18 protein-coding genes are annotated in these 22,318 nt (G+C 55.1%); 14 read left to right on the forward strand and 4 right to left on the reverse strand.

The window, feature by feature from the left end:
- The first annotated feature begins 33 nt into the window (after nucleotides 1-33).
- From KFJ24_RS04850 to KFJ24_RS04865, 4 genes are read left to right on the forward strand one after another with little or no spacing between them, the layout of a single operon-like run.
- A complete protein-coding gene (locus tag KFJ24_RS04850) occupies nucleotides 34-1,011 on the forward strand; it encodes a zinc-dependent alcohol dehydrogenase (protein WP_250829939.1) in 978 nt (325 codons plus the stop codon).
- A 27-nt stretch (nucleotides 1,012-1,038) separates the two neighbouring features.
- Nucleotides 1,039-1,437: a 6-pyruvoyl trahydropterin synthase family protein gene (locus KFJ24_RS04855; RefSeq protein ID WP_250829940.1), complete on the forward strand. Its 399-nt coding sequence runs from the start codon at nucleotides 1,039-1,041 to the stop codon at nucleotides 1,435-1,437.
- The gene (locus KFJ24_RS04860) at nucleotides 1,424-3,367 is read left to right on the forward strand and encodes a glycosyltransferase family 4 protein (RefSeq protein ID WP_250829941.1); all 1,944 of its coding nucleotides are present in this window, start codon (nucleotides 1,424-1,426) and stop codon (nucleotides 3,365-3,367) included. Before KFJ24_RS04855 ends, KFJ24_RS04860 begins: the two co-directional genes overlap by 14 nt.
- Nucleotides 3,364-4,305 (forward strand): lysylphosphatidylglycerol synthase transmembrane domain-containing protein, encoded by a 942-nt coding sequence (locus KFJ24_RS04865; RefSeq protein ID WP_250829942.1) that lies wholly within the window; start codon nucleotides 3,364-3,366, stop codon nucleotides 4,303-4,305. The genes KFJ24_RS04860 and KFJ24_RS04865 overlap by 4 nt, the downstream gene beginning before the upstream one ends.
- A gap of 6 nt (nucleotides 4,306-4,311) precedes the next feature.
- Here KFJ24_RS04865 and KFJ24_RS04870 read toward each other — a convergent pair whose 3' ends face one another.
- Nucleotides 4,312-5,178, reverse strand: coding sequence for a RibD family protein (locus KFJ24_RS04870; protein WP_250829943.1), 867 nt, complete (start codon nucleotides 5,176-5,178; stop codon nucleotides 4,312-4,314).
- A 159-nt stretch (nucleotides 5,179-5,337) separates the two neighbouring features.
- Here KFJ24_RS04870 and KFJ24_RS04875 point away from each other — a divergent pair, with 159 nt between their 5' ends.
- Nucleotides 5,338-5,754 carry an XRE family transcriptional regulator gene (locus KFJ24_RS04875; protein ID WP_250829944.1) on the forward strand — a complete coding sequence of 139 codons (417 nt, stop codon included), beginning with the start codon at nucleotides 5,338-5,340 and terminating at the stop codon, nucleotides 5,752-5,754.
- 8 nt (nucleotides 5,755-5,762) lie between these two features.
- Here KFJ24_RS04875 and galU read toward each other — a convergent pair whose 3' ends face one another.
- Nucleotides 5,763-6,599 carry a UTP--glucose-1-phosphate uridylyltransferase GalU gene (gene galU, locus KFJ24_RS04880; RefSeq protein ID WP_250829945.1) on the reverse strand — a complete coding sequence of 279 codons (837 nt, stop codon included), beginning with the start codon at nucleotides 6,597-6,599 and terminating at the stop codon, nucleotides 5,763-5,765.
- 393 nt (nucleotides 6,600-6,992) lie between these two features.
- Between galU and KFJ24_RS04885 the strand changes: the two genes are divergently transcribed.
- The 6 genes from KFJ24_RS04885 to KFJ24_RS04910 all read left to right on the forward strand — a co-directional run bounded on the left by KFJ24_RS04885 (nucleotide 6,993) and on the right by KFJ24_RS04910 (nucleotide 15,185).
- Nucleotides 6,993-7,673: a GntR family transcriptional regulator gene (locus KFJ24_RS04885; protein ID WP_250829946.1), complete on the forward strand. Its 681-nt coding sequence runs from the start codon at nucleotides 6,993-6,995 to the stop codon at nucleotides 7,671-7,673.
- Nucleotides 7,674-7,692: 19 nt separating this feature from the next.
- Nucleotides 7,693-8,580 (forward strand): methylisocitrate lyase, encoded by an 888-nt coding sequence (gene prpB, locus KFJ24_RS04890; RefSeq protein WP_250829947.1) that lies wholly within the window; start codon nucleotides 7,693-7,695, stop codon nucleotides 8,578-8,580.
- A 74-nt stretch (nucleotides 8,581-8,654) separates the two neighbouring features.
- Entirely contained in the window at nucleotides 8,655-9,785 is a 1,131-nt protein-coding gene (prpC, locus tag KFJ24_RS04895) for a bifunctional 2-methylcitrate synthase/citrate synthase (RefSeq protein WP_250829948.1), read from the forward strand.
- 77 nt (nucleotides 9,786-9,862) lie between these two features.
- The gene (gene acnD, locus KFJ24_RS04900; RefSeq protein ID WP_250829949.1) at nucleotides 9,863-12,460 is read left to right on the forward strand and encodes a Fe/S-dependent 2-methylisocitrate dehydratase AcnD; all 2,598 of its coding nucleotides are present in this window, start codon (nucleotides 9,863-9,865) and stop codon (nucleotides 12,458-12,460) included.
- Nucleotides 12,457-13,656 (forward strand): 2-methylaconitate cis-trans isomerase PrpF, encoded by a 1,200-nt coding sequence (gene prpF, locus KFJ24_RS04905; protein ID WP_250829950.1) that lies wholly within the window; start codon nucleotides 12,457-12,459, stop codon nucleotides 13,654-13,656. Before acnD ends, prpF begins: the two co-directional genes overlap by 4 nt.
- A gap of 695 nt (nucleotides 13,657-14,351) precedes the next feature.
- Entirely contained in the window at nucleotides 14,352-15,185 is an 834-nt protein-coding gene (locus KFJ24_RS04910; protein ID WP_250829951.1) for a THxN family PEP-CTERM protein, read from the forward strand.
- A 160-nt stretch (nucleotides 15,186-15,345) separates the two neighbouring features.
- Here KFJ24_RS04910 and KFJ24_RS04915 read toward each other — a convergent pair whose 3' ends face one another.
- Nucleotides 15,346-16,158 (reverse strand): PEP-CTERM/exosortase system-associated acyltransferase, encoded by an 813-nt coding sequence (locus tag KFJ24_RS04915; protein WP_250829952.1) that lies wholly within the window; start codon nucleotides 16,156-16,158, stop codon nucleotides 15,346-15,348.
- A 118-nt stretch (nucleotides 16,159-16,276) separates the two neighbouring features.
- The gene (locus KFJ24_RS04920) at nucleotides 16,277-17,899 is read right to left on the reverse strand and encodes an FAD-binding oxidoreductase (RefSeq protein WP_250829953.1); all 1,623 of its coding nucleotides are present in this window, start codon (nucleotides 17,897-17,899) and stop codon (nucleotides 16,277-16,279) included.
- 405 nt (nucleotides 17,900-18,304) lie between these two features.
- On the opposite strand from KFJ24_RS04920, the gene prpD reads away from it, so the two are divergent.
- The 3 genes from prpD (at nucleotide 18,305) to KFJ24_RS04935 (ending at nucleotide 22,286) form a co-directional block, all read left to right on the forward strand.
- Nucleotides 18,305-19,789 (forward strand): 2-methylcitrate dehydratase, encoded by a 1,485-nt coding sequence (prpD, locus tag KFJ24_RS04925; RefSeq protein ID WP_250829954.1) that lies wholly within the window; start codon nucleotides 18,305-18,307, stop codon nucleotides 19,787-19,789.
- Nucleotides 19,790-19,947: 158 nt separating this feature from the next.
- Nucleotides 19,948-20,691: a PEP-CTERM sorting domain-containing protein gene (locus tag KFJ24_RS04930; RefSeq protein WP_250829955.1), complete on the forward strand. Its 744-nt coding sequence runs from the start codon at nucleotides 19,948-19,950 to the stop codon at nucleotides 20,689-20,691.
- A gap of 182 nt (nucleotides 20,692-20,873) precedes the next feature.
- Nucleotides 20,874-22,286 carry a TIGR03013 family XrtA/PEP-CTERM system glycosyltransferase gene (locus tag KFJ24_RS04935; RefSeq protein ID WP_250829956.1) on the forward strand — a complete coding sequence of 471 codons (1,413 nt, stop codon included), beginning with the start codon at nucleotides 20,874-20,876 and terminating at the stop codon, nucleotides 22,284-22,286.
- Nucleotides 22,287-22,318: the final 32 nt, after the last annotated feature.

Here is a 22,318-nt window from a genome sequence, read left to right on the forward strand (position 1 = left end):
CTGGTGAGTTTTGACTCTTGTAATGATAGCAGTTTGAAGGATTCTCTGGCCTGGTGGGTGACCGGCGAAGGCAAGGGGGATATTTTTCCTGCCCCGATTGATGCATGCCCACCGGGATTTGACGAGCCCGCAGTTTCCGTTGAGACCCTCTTTTCCGGTGTCAGCCGAGGCACCGAATCTTTGGTTTATCAGGGACAGGTGCCCGTTAGTGAATACGACCGAATGCGGGCTCCTTTCCAGCAGGGTGATTTTCCGTTTCCGGTGAAATACGGCTATGCCAATGTGGGACGGGTGGTGTCGGGCCCCGCCCATCTTGAGGGCACTGCCGTTTTTTGCCTTTTCCCCCATCAGACACGTTACCGGGTTCCTGCTGGAGCAGTCGCCTCTCTTCCCGGGGACCTCCCGCCAGCCCGCGCTGTTCTGGCCGCCAATATGGAAACCGCCATAAATGGCTTATGGGACGGTGCCCCCGGCATCGGCGACCGGATTGCAGTAGTGGGTCTGGGGGTTGTGGGGCTGCTGGTGGCATGGCTGGCAAACCGGATACCGGGAACCCGCGTGACCGCTGTCGACGTGAACCCAGAGCGGCAGGCGGTCGCTGAGCGGCTGGGGCTTTCCTTTGCGACGTCCGTTGATGCGGATGATCACGACCTGGTGTTTCATACCAGTGGCCACCCTTCAGGTTTGAATACGGCACTCGAGCTGGCAGGCCCTGAATCATCGATCGTGGAAATGAGCTGGTACGGAGACACCCAGGTTGAAGTGCCCCTGGGAAGGACTTTCCATTCCCGCCGTTTAACCATCAAATCGAGCCAGGTTGGCCAGATTCCGCCGGTGCGACAGCCCCGCTGGAATTACCAGAAGCGAATGCAACTTGCACTGGAGTTACTCCGGGATGATGCGTTGGATGTGCTGATTAGCGGGGAGAGCCGGTTCAGCGAGATGCCCGAAACCATGGCAAGGATCCTGACGGATGGCTCGCAGACTCTGTGTCACCGAATTGTTTACTGATCTTCAATCATTGCCCGAGGAGGTTCTATGTTCAGTCTGACGGTGCGGGATCATATGATGATTGCCCACAGCTTTAATGGGGAGATATTTGGCCCGGCCCAGAAAACTCATGGTGCCACCTATGTGGTTGATGTGTCCTTTGAACGGGAGCATCTGGATGAGGTTGATCTGGTCGTCGACATCGGCCTGGCGTCTAAGGTGCTCAAGGAGGTGCTGGCCGAGTTCAATATGCACAACCTGGACGAGCTGGAGACTTTTCGGGGGCGCAACACCACCACGGAATTTATGGCCGGCGTGGTTTTTGACCGCCTGGCCGAAGCGGTCCGGTCAGGATGCCTCGGGGAATCGGGCAAGGGCATTTCGAGCCTGAAGGTGACCTTGTCCGAGTCTCATATCGCCTGGGCCAGTTACCATGCCGGAATCTGATTCGATCCCCGTTATCGAATTCGTTGTACCGGGTGATCCCGGCCAGAATACCGGTGGATATCGCTATGTCCGTATGGTGGCGTATGCGCTGGGTTTGACTGGATGTAAGACACGCATCACGGGGTTGCAGGGTCGGTTCCCCCGGCCTGATAAGGCAGCCATTGCAGCCATGGATCAGTGTCTGGGACGTTTGTCGCCGGGCACTTGTGTGGTGCTGGATGGTCTGGCGATGAGCGGTATGCCTTCAGAGGTTTTCGGGAAACATGCCGGGCGGTTGAACCTGGTCGCCCTGATTCACCATCCACTGGCTGACGAAACCGGACTTTCGGAGGTGGACAGGGAATGGTTTTTTGAGGCTGAACGGCGTGCTCTCGACGTTGTCGGCAAGGTCATCACCACCAGCGATTTTACCGCCGATCGGCTCGCGGATTTCGGCGTCGCTGCCGAGCGTATCAAGACCGCTGTACCCGGTGTTGAGAGGCTGTCTGAGGCGAACCCGGAACCTATTGCGAAAATGCCCAGTGGTGAGGGGCCTCATCTTCTTTCTGTCGCCCATTTTTCGCCGCGCAAAGCCCAGGATCAGTTGGTCGAAGCACTTGCGAGTCTGACCGATCTCCCCTGGCAATGTACGTTGGCGGGCTCGCTCGAACGTGATCCTGGCTATGGGCGAAAGGTGGCGGACATGTTGAGTGCCTTTGGTTTGCAGGATCGGATTACCCTGACGGGCGAGGTCAGCGGTGACTCCCTCGGGAAGTTGTACCGGTCGGCGCAGATCTTTGTATTGCCTTCCCTGTACGAGGGCTACGGCATGGTCATTGATGAGGCGATCGCCGCGGGCTTGCCGGTGATTTCTTCCACCGGTGGTGCTCTGGCCCAGACATCGGCGCGGCCGGGTGTTGTTCAGTACAGTGTCGGAGATGTACGAGCCCTGACTGCCCGTCTCAGGGCCTGGCTGGAAAACCCGCAAGAGCTGGAAGACGCCACCAATCTCGCTGCGCTGGAGTCCCTGAGGGTAAGACGCTGGGCAGATACGGCAAGTGACATATTGAGTGCGTTGGCCTATTTCGAGATCCGGCTTCACCACAGTACCTTTGACAGTCGATGGCTGGCATTGCGGGAGCCGGTGGATCACGCCGCCCGCTCAGTGTTGCTTACCGATACCCTGAATCACTGGCTGCAGTCGTTGTATTCAGAGCAGAGCGTTGGCAGCCGGCAGACGCCTGTGCATATTGTCGACATGGGTGTGGGCCGAGGTTCCAATGCCGTTTATCTGGTACCTCGTCTGCAGTTGCCGCAGCAGTGGCTGCTAATGGATCATGACGATGAGCTTCTGAGGGAGGCTGGAAAACGACTTAAGCGTCTGGACGTTCCCTTTACTGTTCTCCGGAGGCGCCTCACGGCGGCGTCTCTGGAAGAGAGTCTGCCCGCTGATGCGAAACTGATCACCGCCTCGGCGTTGATCGACCTGGTTTCGGAGGGCTGGCTGGCGTCTCTGGCCGATGCCGCACAGTCCCGACGGGCTGCCTTGCTGGTGGTTTTGAGTTACAGCGGTTCGTTTGAACTGGCCCCGCCACATCCGGATGATGAGCTTCTGCAAAACCTGGTTAACCGGCATCAGCACGGCGACAAAGGGGCGGGCGCTGCGCTGGGTCCCGATGCGAGTCTGGTTCTAAAAAACCGATTGGCCCAGGCGGGGTATCTGGTGACTCTTGCAGAAAGCCCCTGGCACCTGAACGGCGATGATTCCGAGTTGGCGGAGCGCCTGATGGAGGGTTGGGTTGATGCCGCTCTTGAGCAGGATCCGACCCAGGGTGAGCGATTATCTGCCTGGCTGGCTGACCGGAAACATCAGTTGGCCGGAGGTGGGCTCAGAATAACCGTGCACCACCTGGATTTGCTGGCATTACCGCCCAACGAAGACATGCGATGACAGTCTTGCGTGGGCGGATTCGGCCAGTCTTGCGCTGGGTTGTTGCAGTCTCGTTGATCGGTCTTGTTTTTTTCACCGTCGATACAGCGCTCCTGTGGCGGGAAATGGCAAGGCTGTCTCCTGTGGTGTTTTTTTCGGCTCTTGCGGTGACCGTAGTTCAGGTTATGGTTTCGGCCTGGCGCTGGCGTTATACCGTTTCAAGGCTTGGCCTCTCACTGCCCTATGGTCTGGCGGTACGAGAGTACTATCTTGCGACCTTTCTGAATCAAGTGTTGCCTGGTGGTGTGCTTGGCGACGTCAACCGGGCCTGGCGCCACAGTGCCGATAGCGGCCAGCGTCTTGCCGCCCTGCACGGTGTCGCGATTGAGCGCCTGTCCGGGCAGTTGGTGCTGGCAATGGCCGTCGTATTTGCGGTTGTCTGGTTGGCCAGTAATGGACACGTCCTGGCGGTGCCGTTCGATCGACTCTGGCTACTTATCATTGTGCTGGTGGCAGTCATTGCCGGGCTTTTTCTAGTAAGCCGGCTAAGCGGTCGGTTGGCTGATTATCTGGGTCAGCTTCGCAGAGATCTCAGGCGTTCGCTGCTCGGCTGGCCCGCGTTGCCAGTTCAGCTTTCGAGTTCGCTACTTTTACTGGCCAGCTACCTGGCCGCGTTTCTGGTACTGGCACAGGGTGCCGGTTATGTGCACAGCGTGGCCTCTTTGTTCCTCATTACAGCTCTGTCCGTTCTTTTACTGCTGAGCATGGTGATTCCTGTCACCGTGGCTGGCTGGGGTGTCCGTGAGGGTGTTGCGGCGCTGTTATGGCCCCTGGCGGGGCTGCCTTCGGAGCAGGGCGTGGCGCTGAGTGTGAGCTATGGTGTTCTGGTGTTTGTGTCCGGCCTCCCGGGGCTGTTGGTCCTGCTCAGGGGAGTGAAACAAAGGCAGCCCGCCCAGTGACTGGGTTCATTGGGAGAAATCCAGATCAAACAGCATATCGCTGCCGAGATTAATAAGCTGTGCCCGTGGTCGCAAGGCATCATCAAGCAGGTCTATTTCCGGCAGGGAAAACGCTGGCCGCCCACTGCCGATTATCATTGGAGCGACCATCACGTGCAGGCGGTCGAGCAGTCCGGCCTTGAGAAACGACGAGACGGTAACGCCGCCGCCCTCAATGAAAACTTTCCTCAAACCCAGATTATTCAATACCTTGAGAATAACGGCAGGATCTGCGGGCACGTTCTCGACGGTTTCGCCCAGGCAGGGCACCTCCACCACTGTGCCCGGGGCCAGCGATAGGGTTTGCGGCTGATAGCGCCCTGCAACCAGCCTGAGGGTGGGTGCCTCGCCATCGGTGAACAGGTGATGACTGTCTGGCACCCGGCGATGACGATCAATGACGACTCGAACCGGATTGGGGCCGCTGGAGCGGCGTACTGTCAGGCGTGGGTTGTCGGTGACGGCAGTGCCTGTGCCAACCACGACAGCATCGGATACGGCACGAATTCGGTGAAGGTGGGTGATACCGTCGTCGCCATTGATAAAGCGGGAGCACCCGGTGACCGTTGCAATCCGCCCATCCAGGCTTTGGCCCAACTGACCGATAACCCTTGGCTGAGAGTCCTGTTCAAGTGGCCGGCAGAGAGGCATAAATACCGAGAGCAGGTTTCTTGCGGCTTCCGTGGCCGGGTGTAAAAGATGCCAGCTGCCATGACCATTGACTCTGACAGCATCTTGCTGGCTCTCAGGCAGTGGCAATGTCACATTCCTGCGGTTTACTGCGTTGAGCACCAGCTCCCAGGCAGCGTCGGTGTCCAGTGGTTTCTCGGCCATAAACATCCTGTTCCATTGCCTTTGGATTCATTAGAGGCAGATTGTGTGCAAGCCTATATGTACGTTACATTTCTTCTTTGATTCACTTTTTCCTGCATTTCCGGATCGTATGACCCCCGGAGATCCTGGCGTCCCGTTACAGGGTAGAGGCAATCAGCTATGCGATACCTGCAAACCTTCAATCGCCGCCTGAGACGGACGCGGGAGGCTGGGCAATACTCTCCCGGAGATGTTGCCGAGATGTGTGGTGTCGACGAAGCCCGGGTAAAAAGCTGGGAGGCGTCCGACGCCAGACAGCGTAGTTACCCGAGTGTGACAGAGCTTCTGGATTTTTGCATCAGGACTGAAACGCCCCTGGAGAGCATGCTGGATCTGGATGAATCCGGTGATAGCGGCCAGCTGGAACTGCCCGGACTGGCCTTCAGCAACAGTGATGATCTCTCGGTTGCACTGAAAGAACTGGAGCTCGAGATTAACCGGGTTCAGTTATCCGATGAAGAGGTTGAACTGCTGCGCCGGTTCCGTAAAACCTCCGCGGAAAACCGGCGCATGATCCTTCAGATACTTGGCCGCTGAATCGGCGTTTACTTGCCTTTCTTGTAGATGTTCTCGTAAACGTAGTTGGTTGCTTCCACAAACCCGTCAATGCTGCCACAGTCAAAGCGACGCCCCTTGAACTGGTAGGCCAGAACGCAGCCATTTTTGGCCTGCTCCAGTAGCGCATCCGTAATCTGAACTTCACCGTTCTTGCCCGGTGGCGTGCGCTCAATGACATCGAAGATGTCCGGCGTCAGGATATAACGGCCGATAATGGCAAGGTTGCTCGGCGCATCCTCCGGCGCAGGCTTCTCTACCATGTCCGTAATGCGGTAAAGGCCATCTTTCATGGATTCGCCGGCAATCACCCCGTATTTGTGAGTTTCGTCTTCGGGGACCTCTTCAATGGCCACAATAGAGCAGCGGAACTGGTTATACAGTTTTACCATTTGCGCCAGGACGCCGTCTTCGCCTTCCGGGCCGATGCAGAAGTCGTCGGCAAGCACAACCGCAAAGGGGTTGTCGCCCACCAGGTTCCGTCCGGTAAGAATGGCATGGCCCAGGCCCTTCATCTCGTTCTGACGGGTGAAGGCGAAGCTGTTGTGATCAATCAGGTCCCGGATGGATGCCAGCAAGTCTTCCTTGCCGGAGCCGGCAATCTGGTGCTCCAGCTCATAGCTGATATCAAAGTGGTCCTCGATGGCGCGTTTGCCTCGGCCAGTGACAAAGCCGAATTCGTGAATACCGGCCTCCGCTGCTTCTTCAACTCCGTATTGAACGAGAGGCTTGTTAACAACCGGGAGAATCTCCTTGGGCATGGCCTTGGTCGCGGGAAGAAAGCGGGTCCCGTAGCCAGCAACGGGGAACAGGCATTTTTTGATCATACGAATCGTCCTTTGGTTTTGGTTTCTGCCATGAGCCACAACTGCGTATCTGAAAGTGCATTCACAAAGTGTGCCGAGTGTAACCAAGTTGCTTGTATAAATGGAGCCCCGGCAGTCTAAAAGGAGGTTCATGCAGGCTGATCTCCCGCTACATGCGTTGAGTATGCACCATTAATGAGCGCTATTTGTGCAGGACCGGCTTTAAGGTGGTGTTAGACCTTTTGTTAACAACTTGGGTTCCCATGAACGGAAAAAGCGTGTAAGTCTTTGACTTTCAATCCCTGTACTCTATTTATGTCGACAATGCATCCGTTCTTGGTCGATTTATTGTTGACAATAAGCCAACCCAGGCGTACTTTTCTATTCATTCCGTTCAACATTGTTGACAAAAGTATGAGCCAAGCCGCAATTCAAACCCAAACCCGTGCCGACGAAGCTTTCGATTGTCTGCAAACGGCAATCGTTATGGGCGACCTGGCCCCCGGCGAGAAAATCGGGGAAGTGGAGCTCTGTTCCCGCTTTAACCTGACCCGCGGGCCGTTGCGTGAAGCGTTAGGGCGTCTGGAGTCTCGTGGTCTGCTTGTTCGTCGCCCCCATGCCGGTGTAAAAGTGGTATCTGTCAGCACGGAAGAGCTCATGGAGCTATATCGGATCCGTGAGGTGATGGAAGGCTTGGCTGCGCGCCAGGCGGCAGAGCGCATGACGGACGAGGAAATCTCTGACCTTCAGGCGACGCTGGATGCTCACGAGAAGATGATTGAGGAGGCTCAGGGGCAGGCCTATTATCAGGCCGAAGGTGACTATGATTTTCACTACCGGATTGCCACCGGCTGCCGCAACACAAAACTGGCCCAGATGCTGTTGGGCGACCTGTATTACATGGTGCGGATGTACCGTTACCGGTTAAGCACCTCCACCGGGCGCCCCCACCGGGCGCTTGGTGAACACCGCCGTATCGTCGAAGCCATTGCCCAGCGCGATGGTGAACTCGCCGAATTCCTGATGAAACGACACATTAACGCCGCTCGCCGAAATTTTGAGAAAAAGGTTCAAGAAGGCGTTTTAACCATCTGATAAAAAAAGGAAAAGCATTATGTCCAGCAAGCTTTCCCCGGGCGCACGCTTCCGCAAGGCCCTGAAAGAAAACCAGCCCCTGCAGATTGTAGGCACTGTTAACGCATATGCCGCTATGATGGCCCAGAAAGTCGGGCATCAGGCCATCTACCTGTCTGGCGGCGGCGTGGCCAACGCTTCCTACGGTCTGCCGGATCTCGGCATGACCACACTGAACGATGTCGTTGAAGACGTTCGTCGTATCACTTCTGCGTCTGACCTGCCTCTGCTGGTGGACATAGATACCGGCTGGGGTGGCGCCTTTAACATTGCCCGCACCATCCGCGAAATGGAACGTGCCGGAGCTGCGGCTGTCCATATCGAAGATCAGGTGGCGCAGAAGCGTTGCGGCCATCGCCCGAACAAGGAAATTGTGTCCCAGGAAGAGATGGTCGACCGCGTCAAAGCCGCTGTTGATGCTCGCCAGGATGATGACTTCTTTATCATGGCCCGCACTGACGCTTTCCAGAAGGAAGGTCTCGAGGCTGCCATTGAGCGTGCCAAGGCCTGTGTCGAGGCGGGCGCGGATGGCATTTTTGCCGAAGCCGTGACCGAGCTTGAGCATTACAAGGCCTTTTCCGAAGCGCTGGATGTGCCGATTCTGGCCAATATCACGGAGTTTGGTGCCACACCGTTGTACAACCGTAAAGAGCTGGCTGATGCCGGAGCTGATATGGTTCTGTACCCGTTGAGTGCCTTCCGCGCCATGAACAAGGCGGCGGTAGCGGTTTACCAGAATATCCTCGAGAAAGGCGACCAGAAAGATGTGGTTGATTTGATGCAAACGCGGATGGAACTCTACGATTTCCTGAACTATCACGAGTTCGAGCAGAAGCTGGATCAGTTGTTCCAGCAGAGCAAAGACTGATTATTACGGGGGCTGATGGAAGCACCATCTGCCCCCCGGTTTCACGATTGAAGTAAAGATGAGGGGAAGCAACGATGGCTGAAGCAAAAAAACTGGAAGGGGCGGGCCTCCGTGGCCAGGTAGCCGGACAGACTGCATTGTGTACCGTTGGCCAGAGTGGCGCTGGCCTGACCTATCGCGGTTATGACATTGCCGATCTGGCGGAAAAGGCCCAGTTCGAGGAAATTGCATACCTCCTACTGCGGGGTAAACTGCCCAATCGCCAGGAACTGGATGCCTACAAGGAAAAACTGCACAGCCTGCGTGGCTTGCCGGCCGCCCTGAAGACCGTGCTGGAGCAGATCCCCAAAGACGCACATCCCATGGATGTTATGCGTACCGGCTGCTCCATGTTGGGCAACCTTGAAACCGAGCAGGATTTCAGTGAGCAGGACGATAAAATCGATCGTATGCTGGCGGCTTTCCCGTCCATCATCACCTACTGGTACCGTTTTGCCCACGAGGGCATCCGCATTGAGACCGAGAGTAACGTCGACTCCATCGGTGGGCACTTCCTTGAGCTGCTGCACGGTAAAACGCCCAGCGAACTGCATGAACGCGTGATGAACGTGTCCCTTATTCTTTACGCTGAGCATGAATTCAACGCCTCTACGTTCACAGCCCGCGTTTGTGCCTCTACGCTGTCTGATATTCACAGTTGTGTGACCGGCGCTATCGGTACGTTGCGTGGTCCGCTGCATGGTGGCGCAAACGAAGCAGCCATGGCCCTGATCGAGAAGTTCAAGACGGCGGAAGAGGCCGAGGAAGGTCTGATGGGTATGCTGGAGCGCAAAGAGAAGATCATGGGCTTCGGCCACGCGATCTATAAGGAATCGGATCCGCGTAACGCCATTATCAAGCAATGGTCAAAGAAACTGGCAGACGAAGTGGACGACACCGTGCTGTACCCGGTTTCCCTTCGCTGTGAAGAGGTCATGTGGCGTGAAAAGAAACTGTTCTGTAACGCCGACTTTTTCCATGCCTCAGCCTATCACTTCATGGGCATTCCTACGGAGCTGTTCACCCCCATCTTCGTCATGTCCCGGGTGTCTGGCTGGACCGCCCACGTGAAAGAACAGCGTGAAAACAATCGCATTATCCGTCCGAGTGCCGATTACACTGGCCCGGCGGATTCGAAGTGGGTGCCTATCGACGAGCGCCCGTAAAAGCGGAAGGGCACCCAGTTAACTCCGGGTGCCCATCCCCGCCTGAACCTTCGATTCCCTGACACGAGCTACTGCCTATGAACACTGAATACCGTAAATCCCTTCCGGGCACCGACCTGGACTATTTCGATACCCGTCAGGCGGTGGAAGACATCCAGTCTGGCGCCTACGATAAACTCCCGTACACCTCCAAAATCCTGGCTGAGCAGCTGGTTCGCCGCTGCGACCCGGCGACGCTGACGGATTCACTGAAGCAGCTGATCGAACGCAAACGCGATCTCGACTTCCCGTGGTATCCGGCCCGCGTGGTTTGCCACGATATCCTGGGCCAGACGGCACTGGTCGATCTCGCTGGCCTGCGTGATGCGATTGCGGAGAAGGGCGGTGACCCGGCCAAGGTCAATCCGGTCGTTCCCACCCAGCTGATCGTGGATCACTCCCTGGCGGTAGAGCATGCCGGTTTCGAGAAAGATGCGTTCGAGAAGAACCGTCAGATCGAAGATCGCCGCAATGACGACCGTTTCCACTTCATCAACTGGACCAAGACCGCGTTCAAGAATGTGGACGTGATTCCCCCCGGCAACGGCATCATGCACCAGATCAACCTGGAAAAGATGTCTCCGGTGGTTCAGAGCCGTGATGGAGTGGCTTTCCCGGATACCTGCGTAGGTACCGATAGCCACACCCCGATGGTCGATGCCCTGGGCGTCATTTCAGTTGGCGTCGGCGGTCTGGAAGCCGAGAGCGTTATGCTTGGCCGTGCCTCCATGATGCGCCTGCCGGACATCGTCGGTGTGGAACTGACCGGTAAACTGCAGCCGGGTATCACCAGTACCGATATGGTCCTGGCTATCACCGAATTCCTGCGTAAGGAAAGAGTGGTAGGCGCCTACCTGGAATTCTATGGCGAAGGCGCCGACAGTCTCAGCGTGGGCGACCGTGCTACCATCTCCAACATGACTCCGGAGTATGGTGCCACCGCGGCCATGTTCTATATCGACGGCCAGACCATCGATTACCTGAAGCTGACCGGTCGTGAAGATGATCAGGTCGCGCTGGTCGAAAACTTCGCCAAAGAAACCGGCCTCTGGGCAGACAGCATGAAAAACGCCGAATACGAGCGCGTTCTGAAGTTTGACCTGTCCAAGGTATCCCGAACCCTGGCCGGCCCCTCGAACCCCCATGCACACCTGCCGACGTCCGAGCTGGCAGAGCGCGGCATTGCCGGTGAATGGGAGCAGGAAGAGGGCAAGATGCCGGACGGCGCGTGCATCATCGCCGCCATCACCAGCTGCACCAACACCAGCAACCCCCGCAACATGGTTGCTGCAGGCCTGATCGCCCGCAACGCCAACAAGCTGGGGCTGACCCGTAAGCCCTGGGTTAAAACCTCCCTGGCACCGGGCTCCAAGACGGTGAAAATGTACCTGGAAGAAGCCAAACTGATGCCGGAGCTGGAACAACTCGGGTTCGGTGTGGTGGCCTTTGCCTGCACCACGTGTAACGGTATGAGCGGCGCGCTGGACCCCGAAATCCAGAAGGAAATTGTCGACCGGGATCTGTACTCCACCGCCGTGCTTTCCGGTAACCGGAACTTTGACGGCCGGATTCACCCCTACGCCAAGCAGGCGTTCCTGGCGTCGCCGCCGCTGGTTGTCGCCTACGCCATCGCCGGCACGATTCGCTTCGACATCGAGAAGGATGCTCTGGGCTACGACAAAGACGGCAATCCCGTCACCCTGAAGGACATCTGGCCAGACGACGCGGAAATCGATGCTATCGTGAAATCCAGCGTGAAGCCGGAACAGTTCCGTAGCACCTATATCCCGATGTTCGACATTACCCGGGATGCTCAGGCCAACACCAACCCGCTGTACGAGTGGCGCCCGCAGAGCACTTATATCCGCCGCCCGCCTTACTGGGAAGGTGGCATGGTGGGCGAGAAAGCCCTCAAGGGTATGCGTCCTCTGGCGGTGTTGCCGGATAACATCACCACAGATCACCTGTCGCCATCCAACGCCATCCTGATGAACAGTGCGTCCGGTGAATACCTGCACAAAATGGGCGTGCCGGAGGAAGACTTTAACTCCTACGCTACGCACCGGGGCGACCACCTGACGGCCCAGCGAGCCACCTTCGCCAACCCGAAACTGTTCAACGAAATGGTTCGGGATGAAAACGACAACGTGAAGCAGGGCTCGCTGGCGCGGATCGAGCCGGAAGGCAAGGTCACCCGCATGTGGGAAGCTATTGAAACCTACATGGAGCGCAAACAGCCGCTGATCATCATCGCCGGCGCCGACTACGGTCAGGGTTCTTCCCGTGACTGGGCGGCGAAGGGCGTCGCTCTGGCCGGTGTTGAGGCGATTGTGGCTGAAGGCTTTGAGCGGATTCATCGTACCAACCTGGTAGGTATGGGCGTGATGCCCCTGCAGTTCGAGGAAGGCACCACCCGCCAGACTCTGGCCCTCGACGGCACCGAAACCTACGACGTAGAAGGCACTCCGGCGCCCGGCGCCAAGCTGACGCTGGTTATCCACCGAAAGAATGACAGCACCGAACATGTGCCAGTCATCTGCCGTCTGGATACCGCTGAAGAAGTCTCCATCTACAGCGCAGGCGGCGTGCTGCAGCGTTTTGCAGAGGATTTCCTGCAATCGGAAGGTGCCGCATGACACATGTAGCGCAAATCAAAGTGCCTGCCACCTACCTGCGTGGCGGCACCAGCAAAGGCGTGTTTTTCCGGCTGCAGGACCTGCCGGAAACCGCCCAGGTCCCGGGTGAAGCCCGGGACAAGTTGCTGCTGCGCGTGATCGGCAGCCCCGATCCCTACCAGAAGCAAACCGATGGCATGGGGGGCGCGACCTCCAGTACCAGCAAGACAGTGATTCTGGCGGCGCCGACGCAGCCGGATCACGATGTGGACTATCTGTTTGGCCAGGTTTCCATCGACAAGCCGTTTGTCGACTGGAGCGGTAACTGCGGCAACCTGACGGCAGCGGTTGGCGCGTTCGCCATAAACGGTGGCTTTGTCGCCAGGGATCGTATCCCGGAAAACGGCACCTGTACTGTCCGGATCTGGCAGGCCAATATCCGGAAAACCATTGTTGCCCATGTGCCCATCACCAACGGTGAGGTGCAGGAAACCGGCGATTTCGAGCTGGACGGCGTTACCTTCCCGGCTGCGGAAGTGCAGGTGGAATTCATGGATCCCGCCGACGGCGAAGGTTCCATGTTCCCGACCCGTAACCTGGTAGACGATCTGGAAGTGCCCGGTGTGGGCACGCTGAAAGCCACCATGATCAACGCCGGCATTCCCACCATCTTCGTCAACGCCGAAGACATCGGGTACAAGGGAACGGAGTTGCAGGATGACATCAACAGCGATCCGAAAGCCCTGGCAATGTTCGAGACCATCCGTGCCCACGGTGCGGTGAAAATGGGGTTGATCCAGAATGTCGAGGAGGCTGCCAGCCGCCAGCACACGCCGAAAGTGGCGTTCGTGGCGAAACCTTCGGACTATGTCGCCTCAAGCGGCAAGAGCATCGGGTCAGGGGATGTGGACGTACTGGTCCGGGCACTTTCCATGGGCAAGCTTCACCACGCCATGATGGGTACCGCAGCCGTGGCCATTGCGACTGCTTCGGCCGTTCCCGGAACTCTGGTGAATCTCGCCGCTGGCGGCGGAGACCGAACCCATGTCACCTTCGGGCATCCGTCCGGCACTTTGCGGGTTGGTGCGGAAGCACAAGAAGTGGATGGCCAGTGGACGGCAACCAAAGCCATTATGAGTCGCAGTGCGCGAGTTTTGATGGAAGGCTGGGTGAGGGTGCCTGGCGAAATTGCCTATCTGGCTCAGCGCGGCGGATAGTTTACCTATTGACAATGCCCACAATTGGTTTCGGCCCGAAACGCCCGGCTCATTGCACCGGGCGTTTTCTATTATGGGGGCAAGAAACGATCGCCGCCTGCTGGCAGGAAGTTGGCAGAAGGTCAGGTTCACTTAATTACTCTTAGAGATTTTAGGTCACGCAGACGTCAAAATTATTTACATTGTTTAGGGTAAAGGGGTTGATACTTGAAAGTCACCATATGGTTATATGTTTTAAATTTTCTCTGGAAAGTTATTGTATCAAATGGGGCACGGGGCTGACTTGGATTATTGGCAGGGGCATTAAGTCAAAGTGTAAAGCGCTCTGACATAGTGTCTGGTCGTTGTTCTCTTTTCGTTGTTCTGCTTTCCTTTCATCTCCCAAAAATAAGCGCCATCGAGGATTTCTCGCGATTTCAGTGAGCTATAACAGCGCTTTTCGGATGAGTCTTTGATGAGCCGTCGAATCTCACTTCCTGCCAACGATCGTGTGACGCCTGCAATAGGCACTCTAGGGGGGAGGGCAATGTCGAAAGTATTTACACCTGAATCCGGGCGCTTGTTCTAAAATTCTACAATACCATGAAAATAAAAGAAAAAAGTTTAATGGCCCAAATCCTGCTTAGAGTGTTAGTAACGTTGATTGGGTTTCCGAATTTCAACAGTCAGCGCCCAAAGTCTAAGGAGAGATCAAAATGAACACCGTACTCAAAAGAACCCTTCTATCATCTCTTGTCGTGCCATTTGCACTGGTCGCTCAGTCTGCCAGCGCTGTTATGATTACCGATTGGGGATATACTGTTGACAGCGCCTTCGATAATGCGACTTTTACTGCCGCAGACGGTGTTAATGATGGCACTCAATCTGTTGGCACCAATGAAATATCATGGGGAGGCACTGATGCTGACGATCGGTCATCCGTTGCGATCACCAACGTTTCTGCAGCAAGTGGCTTAATTACCAACTTAGGAGCTGTTGACGGTGGCGTATTTACCCATACCAATAACTCGATCAATGCCGACTATGTTGCGCTGACTGGCTTCGATCTCACTTCAACTTTGACGTTAGATCCTGCTGTTCCTGACCTTCCGTCTCTTGGCCCGACATCTATTACCTTCCTGAGCTTCTTTAGCGAAACGTACAATAAAGATGACGCTGCAGATTGTGGTTTTCCATCAACCTCTGCGTGTGATGACATTTTCACCATAGACAATTTTGATGACCTGAATGCTGTAGATAACGGTTCAGGCGGATTCGAGTTCGCTCAGTCATTCGTTATTGGTGAATACGAGTATACGGTATTCCTCTCGGTGCTTGGTCTCACAACTCTGGACGACGCCACCTGTGAGGAAGCAAATGCTACAAAAGGATGCGTTGGTCTTCTGACTCAAGAGAACTCGGTTAACAACTTCGATACAGAGTTCCGGATCGCGGCTAAAAAGGTACCTGAGCCAGGCACCTTGGCGCTGCTGGGCATGGGCCTCGCCGGACTTGGTCTGTCACGCAGGAAAAAAGCTGCGAAGTCATAACGTTTGATCAGTCATCACGTTCAGATGGCAGTGTTGATAAAAAAGCCCCCGCCCAGAAGCGGGGGCTTTTCAGTTTTAGCTCTTACCTAAATCCAAAGTACTGAGGGCAATTCAGAATCGCTCAGATGCTCGGGGCGAAGCAACTAAACTGGCTTTCGTTTTAGTCAGTATTTGGCCTCGCTGGCAGGTACCGACCTGCATCGGTAATCAGCGACCAGACATCCGGGCGGCGCTTCTTTATGCCTGCAATCAGTGATGCGGCTTCGGTGAAGGCAGGCCGTCGGAGGCCATGGTACTCCAGTACGGGGCCCACATGATCAAATTGCACGCCAAATCGCTTTAGCAGGCGCAGCTGTGCCGGCTCCATAACCGCCATCCAGTGGGTTATGCCATGTTTGACCGACATCTGGAGAATGGCAGTGAAAAGCCCCAGGCTGATATACGGCACGGCGCGTTTGCCCTTTTCCGAATCTTTATAGCAAGCCATCTCACTGATCCCGGAGACTGATTGTTCCTCATTGAGGCGCCGCCGAAACTCCCGGCTTACCGCCATCCGGGATATTTCTGCGACCTGTTCACGGCGTGCGCCTGCAATTGCGTCCTGTGCGCGCTGGTTCATCCGATGGACGCACGGGCCTTCCATGGGAAATTCGGACTGTTCCGGATTATCACCCGCCATAACGAGACGAACGGCTGCGACGCTGTGTCCTGTTTTCCGGTGTCGGATTAAAGCGTGTGCCGATCGCGAATCGTATGCATCGTGCTCGCGTTTATCGATGAAGCAATTGGGGTCCTCGAAAGGCCGGTCAATGCAATAAACCTGATACCGAACTTCGAAGACCTCGTTAATCGCCTCTGGAGAGGTCGCCAACTCTACGCTGAATACCGAGTTGAAAATGGTGCTGACATCTTCCTGATGTTGTTGGCTTTTTGTGCTTCCTGTTTCATGCTGAAGAGAAAAATCTCTGCGCATTGTTAGGTCCTCATTCGTCCCTGTTCAGGGAGCTGTTATAGCGATAGTCGCAGTGAAAAAAAGCACCGCCTTAACTTGAACGGACGGCGTACTACGGGTGTATCGAGGCTACAGCTCATCAGACCTCGGAATGCTTGACTCTGGGCACGTAACGTCCGGGCGCCAGGATGAAGTTGGGGTCAACGGCAGCTTTCAGCTGACTGGTGAGTCTTGAGAAAGCGGAATCGCCGGTATTCAGGGCGCCCATTCCGTCGATGTTGAGGCGGTAGGGCAGAAAGCCCTCTTGTTGCCCCGCGTTGAACAATGCTCGATAACAGTCGTTGGCCCGTGCTGTTGCGTCTGCGTCCCCGCGATCAAAGAGCAGGGGAACGGTAGAGTCGAAGCAGCGATCGTTTACTGTGGTCAACGTGATTAGCGGATTGACACCGTACTGCGGGCATATTCTTTCAATCATATCGATATAGCGGCGAACGTCTTTTCCACGTATCGGAACCAGCGGCGCAAACCATATGAGTCCGCAGCCATCGCGTGCGGGATTTTTTGGTCGTCCGGTATCGGGCAGGCTGCCTGATCGCCAATAGGCCAGCGACAGCGCGACATCATTGGGTGTGCCATGCATGATTTCCAGTGCGCCGGAGAGCGTATCCGCCATGCCCTTAACCCGTGTTGCCAGCCTACCGGGCAGTACGCGGGCAATGGTGCGTGCCATGTCAACTTTTCGCTGATTGATAAAAACGAGACGGTCGGTCACTGGGCCGAGAAGCCGCCGTAGTGTGCGTCGGGCCGCTCGGGCTACCTCCTTTGTCGCATAAATTGCACCAACCCCGCTCCAAGCAGGAACGCCATATCTGTAAGCAAGACTTTCGACTTCGTGGCTGGGTAAAACCCCGTCAACGGCCTTGTCTTCAGGGAAGGGCGTCATCATCGAGAGCATGCGTTGGCTGTTAAGCAGGTTGATCGCTGCTACCGAACCACCAAGCGCTCGCAACACGGCCCTGACGGTGGGCACCAGCGCCTCCAGTCTGGCGTCATCTTTTGTGGAAAAGAAAAACGCAGTTACGGTTTCGGGAATCGGTGCAAGGGCGATGGTCATATTCACAACCACGCCGAAATTCCCTTGGCTGAAAAGCCCGTCGAGATAAGGGCCGACGCCCCATTTGAAAAGCCCGTCTACTTCCGTACCGCCAAGTTCGCTGAGCGGCGTCTGGTAAAGGGTACCATCGGGCATGATCGCTTCAATCTTTGTCACCGCGGAAAAATGGTCCGTAATCGGCGTGATGCCGTAGCCACGCTCAAGCGCGTTGCCAAGAATGCTGCATGTGGGCCCCGCGCCGGTCACAGGAACGAGGTAGTCGCCATCATGGTGATCGAGGAAGTCCCTCAGGGCGCCTTGGGTTACGCCGGGCCCTACAGTAACAACGCCCATTTCGGGATCAAAATCAGAAATACGGTTAAGCCGGCTAAGATCAAGGATAACGCAGCCGTCCTCAACCGGGTTGGCACTGCCGTAGCCCCAGTTATTGCCTGTGCTCACGGGATAGATGGCAACTTGCCACCGTTGCGCGATTTTCAGAACCGCTGCGACCTGCTCTTGGTTGTCTGGGCGAAGCACAGCCGGAATAGAACGCTTCGTTCCTATTGTGGAGGCGCCAAAATCTGCTGCGCCAGCCGCGACTATCCCGGAATCACCCAGGATAGCGGCCCATTCGGCAATGGCAGACTCAGTAGAAGTGCTATTCACTGGCGTTTCCAAGGTTTATCAAAGAATTGATGAATACGTCGTTAAGGCTTGCTGACAGGTTGTTCATCAATGGCGCAGAATTATAGGCTCGTTAGCGCACGATTAACTATATTGTAGCATTACGGCTTTGAAAACGATTTGAGTGAGAGAACTGAGTTGCAAACAAACAGTTGAAGTGAAATTAGAGAAATACGGCGGGACCTATTTATTAAAACAAATTAACTTAGTTTGCGTTATAACTTATCAATGAGAGTAATTTGGAGCCGTTCAGCTGATCTGAAATTATATAAGTTATTGAAACAATTAAGCGTTGTTCTTTTTTGATACTCAGCATTAAGGATTGCCTGCACCAAACCTTGAGCTAGGTTCGGGCAGCACGAAAAGAGACACTTTGGAGCTCTTGCTATGTCAGCAACATTCGATCTTAACGAACGCCCGGACTACGACGACCTCCTGCAAAAGATTACCGACTACACCCTTAGCTATCGGATAAAAAGCAAAGAGGCCTGGAAGACAGCGCGAAACTGCCTGATTGACACATTGGGTTGCGGCTTGCTTGCCCTGCGATTTCCAGAATGCACAAAACACCTCGGCCCTCTTGTCGAGGGGACAATAGTCCCCAATGGCGCGCGTGTTCCCGGAACTTCTTTTAGGTTGGACCCGGTAAAAGCGGCCTGGGATATTGGCTGCATCATCCGTTGGCTGGACTACAACGACACCTGGCTGGCCGCGGAGTGGGGCCATCCGTCCGACAACCTGGGGGGTATTCTTGCGGTAGCGGATCACCTTTCCCAGAAACGGGTGGCGGAAGGTAAAGAACCGTTGACCATGAAAGATGTGCTTGAAGCTATGATCATGGCCCATGAAATCCAGGGTGTGCTGGCACTGGAGAACTCCTTCAACCGGGTCGGGCTGGACCATGTGGTGTTGGTCAAAGTGGCATCTACCGCTGTCACCGCAAAGCTGATGGGCGCAAGCCGGGGGCAACTCTTGTCGGCGCTGTCTCACGCCTGGGTCGATGGCCAGTCACTGCGCACCTACCGTCACGCGCCGAATGCAGGTTCCCGAAAATCCTGGGCGGCGGGGGATGCGACTTCCCGTGGAGTGCGGTTGGCCGATATTGCCATGCGCGGAGAGATGGGTATTCCGAGTGCGCTGACAGCTGCCCAATGGGGGTTCTACGATGTTCTTTTCAGCAAAACTAACAAAGACCAGAAACTCAAGCCCGAGGATAAACGTCAGTTTTCTTTATCCCAGAACTTCGGCTCCTATGTAATGGAAAATATCCTGTTCAAGATCTCTTTCCCTGCGGAGTTCCATGCCCAGACAGCTGCAGAGGCTGCCGTTACACTGCACCCGCAGGTCAAAGACCGTCTCGGCGAGATCGACCGGATTGTGATTACCACCCACGAGTCCGCCATACGCATTATCTCCAAACAGGGCAAGCTGGCGAATGCCGCGGACAGGGATCACTGCTTGCAATACATGGCAGCGGTACCGCTTATCTTCGGCAGCCTGACTGCGGAGCATTACGAAGACAGCTTCCACAACGCCCACCTGATCATCGATAGCATCCGGGAGAAAATGGAAGTAGTGGAAGATGAAAGGTATACACGTGAGTATTTGGAAGAGGACAAGCGCTCCATCGCCAATGCCATCCAGGTGTTCTTCAAGGATGGCAGCAGTACTGACAAGGTGGCCGTTGAGTACCCCATTGGCCACCGCCGCCGTAGGAAAGAAGGCATTCCGCTACTGGAAGACAAATTCAAGAACAACCTTGCTACCCGATTCCCGGCCCAGCGCTGTGATCGGATTTATCAGCTCTGCAAGGATCAGAAAGCGCTGGAAGGCACGCCGGTTCATGAGTTTGTGGCTTTTTTCGTGATTTGAAAGTGATATGAGAGCGTTACAGGTATGTCAGTTTATTTTACATAGTGAAAAACAGGGTGTGATAAGTAACTGGTATTTAAGAAAATATTCTTGTGGCACGAGCCATGCATTGGGTACTCCATAGAAAGCGAATTACATCAGGTAAATGGAGTACTGATATGACCAAGCTGACGACCATCGTCGCAACCGGACTGCTTTTTGGCATCTGTTCTTTGGCCTCCGCAGCACCTATTCTGTCCATTAGCGCGCAGGGTGACTCGGCTTCCGGCAATGCAGAGAATAGCTTCCTTGCCACGGTGCAGGGTGCCATTACCGAAACCTTCGAATCTTTTGAGAAAGATGGGATAACTTATAATGACCCCGGTGAGCAGTCGATAACCTTCATTTCCCAGGCCGGGGTCGGCACTTTTACCAGTGAAGCCGCCGGTTCTGGCGGTCTTTGCGGTAGTTCCGGTTATGATTGTGACAAAGGCCTTGCTGTTCTTGACGCAGGGACAAGCCCTTTTAATGGCCGTTATCCTGTCTCCGGTGACAACTGGCTGGATAGTATGGATGCCGAGGAGATGAGCATTTCACCGGTAGCCGGTTACAATGCCATGGGCTTCTATATGACAGATCCCAATGACGCAAATGGCCGTATCGCAATCGGTGACGATTTTTTCAACTTCACAGACATTTTCGAAGGTGGGGTAAGTAACGGAAGCATTTTCTACATAACTCTGTTTGATAGTGCGGGCCTGGGGACAGTGTCCATTTTTTCCAACGACTCAGGTGATGGCTACGGGCTGGACAACGTAACCATCGGTAAAGTTGTGGTTCCTGAACCAGGAACGTTGGCACTTTTAGGTCTTGCGCTTGTCGGGCTTCTATTGGCTCGGAAGCGCAAGCAGGAGCACAGCTAGATACAGGGAGGAAGGTGATAACTCCGGAGATTTGGTTTGTCAGTTTCCTTTGGAGTCAAGAAGATTCGTTTTGTTTGCTTGCGATTGCAGTAACTGGAAATTGCATTAAACTATTTTGCATGTATAGCTGTGTATAGCGCATTGGATGCGTTTTACTGTTGTAAACAGCAAAAGGAGTTGACGTGGCCCACGTCAGATTGTTCAAGCACTACATCCACCTTCCGTATGTCATCCTCGGTCTTATTGACTTTCTGGTGCTGGGGTTCGCCTTCGCATTGGCGGTGTTTTTTGGTTACTTTGGTGACCTTTCCTTCTTTCTTGAAAACCTGACTTTCGTGTTGCCATCAGCTACCGTGTTTTCAGCAATGAACCTCCTGGTCATGGTGGCGATCGGAGTGCACCAGTCCCGCCTGGAAGAAGGCATGTCGGGCATGATGCTTCGCACCATGATGGCGTTGATTGTAAGTATTCCTTTATGCGGCTTTGCCCACCTGCTTGCGGTGGACTGGCTCTGGTACACCGGCTCCAGCAGTGTACTGACCACGGGGTCTGTTTTCGGCTTTTTCCTGCTGGGTATTGTGCGCTCCATTTTCTTCGCAACCGTTGGAAAGGAAGCTTTCAAACGGAAAGTTCTGGTGTTGGGTGCCGGTTACCGCGCAAAGCAAATTCACGAGGACCTCAAAACACCCTTCAACCGAAAGGGATTTATTCTCACGGGTTTTGCCCCCCTGCCGAACGAACCGATCGAAATCAGCGAAGACTATCTGCTGAACATTACGACCAGCTTGCAGGAGTACATTATCAAGAATCCTGTGCATGAAATCGTGGTGGCGGTGGACGACCGACGTAAGGGGCTGCCCATGGAAGACTTGCTGGAATGCAAAATGGAAGGCGTGAGAATTGTTGATGGCGCCAGCTTTTATGAACGTGAATCCAGAAAAGTGGCCCTGGAAATGGTTACCAGAGGCTGGCTGGTATTCTCTGACGGATTCACAGTTTCCTCGGTATTTGGTTTCGGCAAACGGTCCCTGGATATTCTTGCGGCCAGCGCCCTGCTGTTGGCCAGCCTGCCATTAATGCTGTTGACGGCCATCGCCATCAAGATCGAGGACGGCTTCAAGGCTCCCATTTTCTACAGCCAGGAACGAGTAGGGCTTAACGGCAGCGTGTTCAAGGTCCACAAGTTTCGCTCGATGATTACTGACGCCGAAAAAAACGGTGCCGTCTGGGCGAGTCAAAACGATGTCCGCGTAACCAAAGTAGGCGAGTTTATTCGCAAGGTACGAATTGACGAGCTGCCACAAATCTTCAATGTACTGAACGGTACCATGGCGTTTGTTGGCCCACGCCCCGAGCGACCGGTGTTCGTGGAGCAGCTGTCCGAAAAGATTCCGTTTTACAGCGAACGCCACCGTGTCAAACCGGGTTTGACCGGCTGGGCCCAGCTTTGTTTTGCCTATGCAGACAACGAAGAGGACACGCGAGAAAAACTCCGCTACGACCTGTACTACATCAAGAATCAGAGCCTTTTGCTGGACTTGCTGATTATAATTCAGACAGTAGAAGTGGTATTGTTCAAAAAGGGATCAAGGTAGTTTCGGGATCAGTTCTCCCCGAGACATGGATA

It is taken from the genome of Marinobacter sediminum, from assembly GCF_023657445.1.
In the GTDB taxonomy this organism is placed as follows: Bacteria; Pseudomonadota; Gammaproteobacteria; order Pseudomonadales; family Oleiphilaceae; genus Marinobacter; species Marinobacter sediminum_A.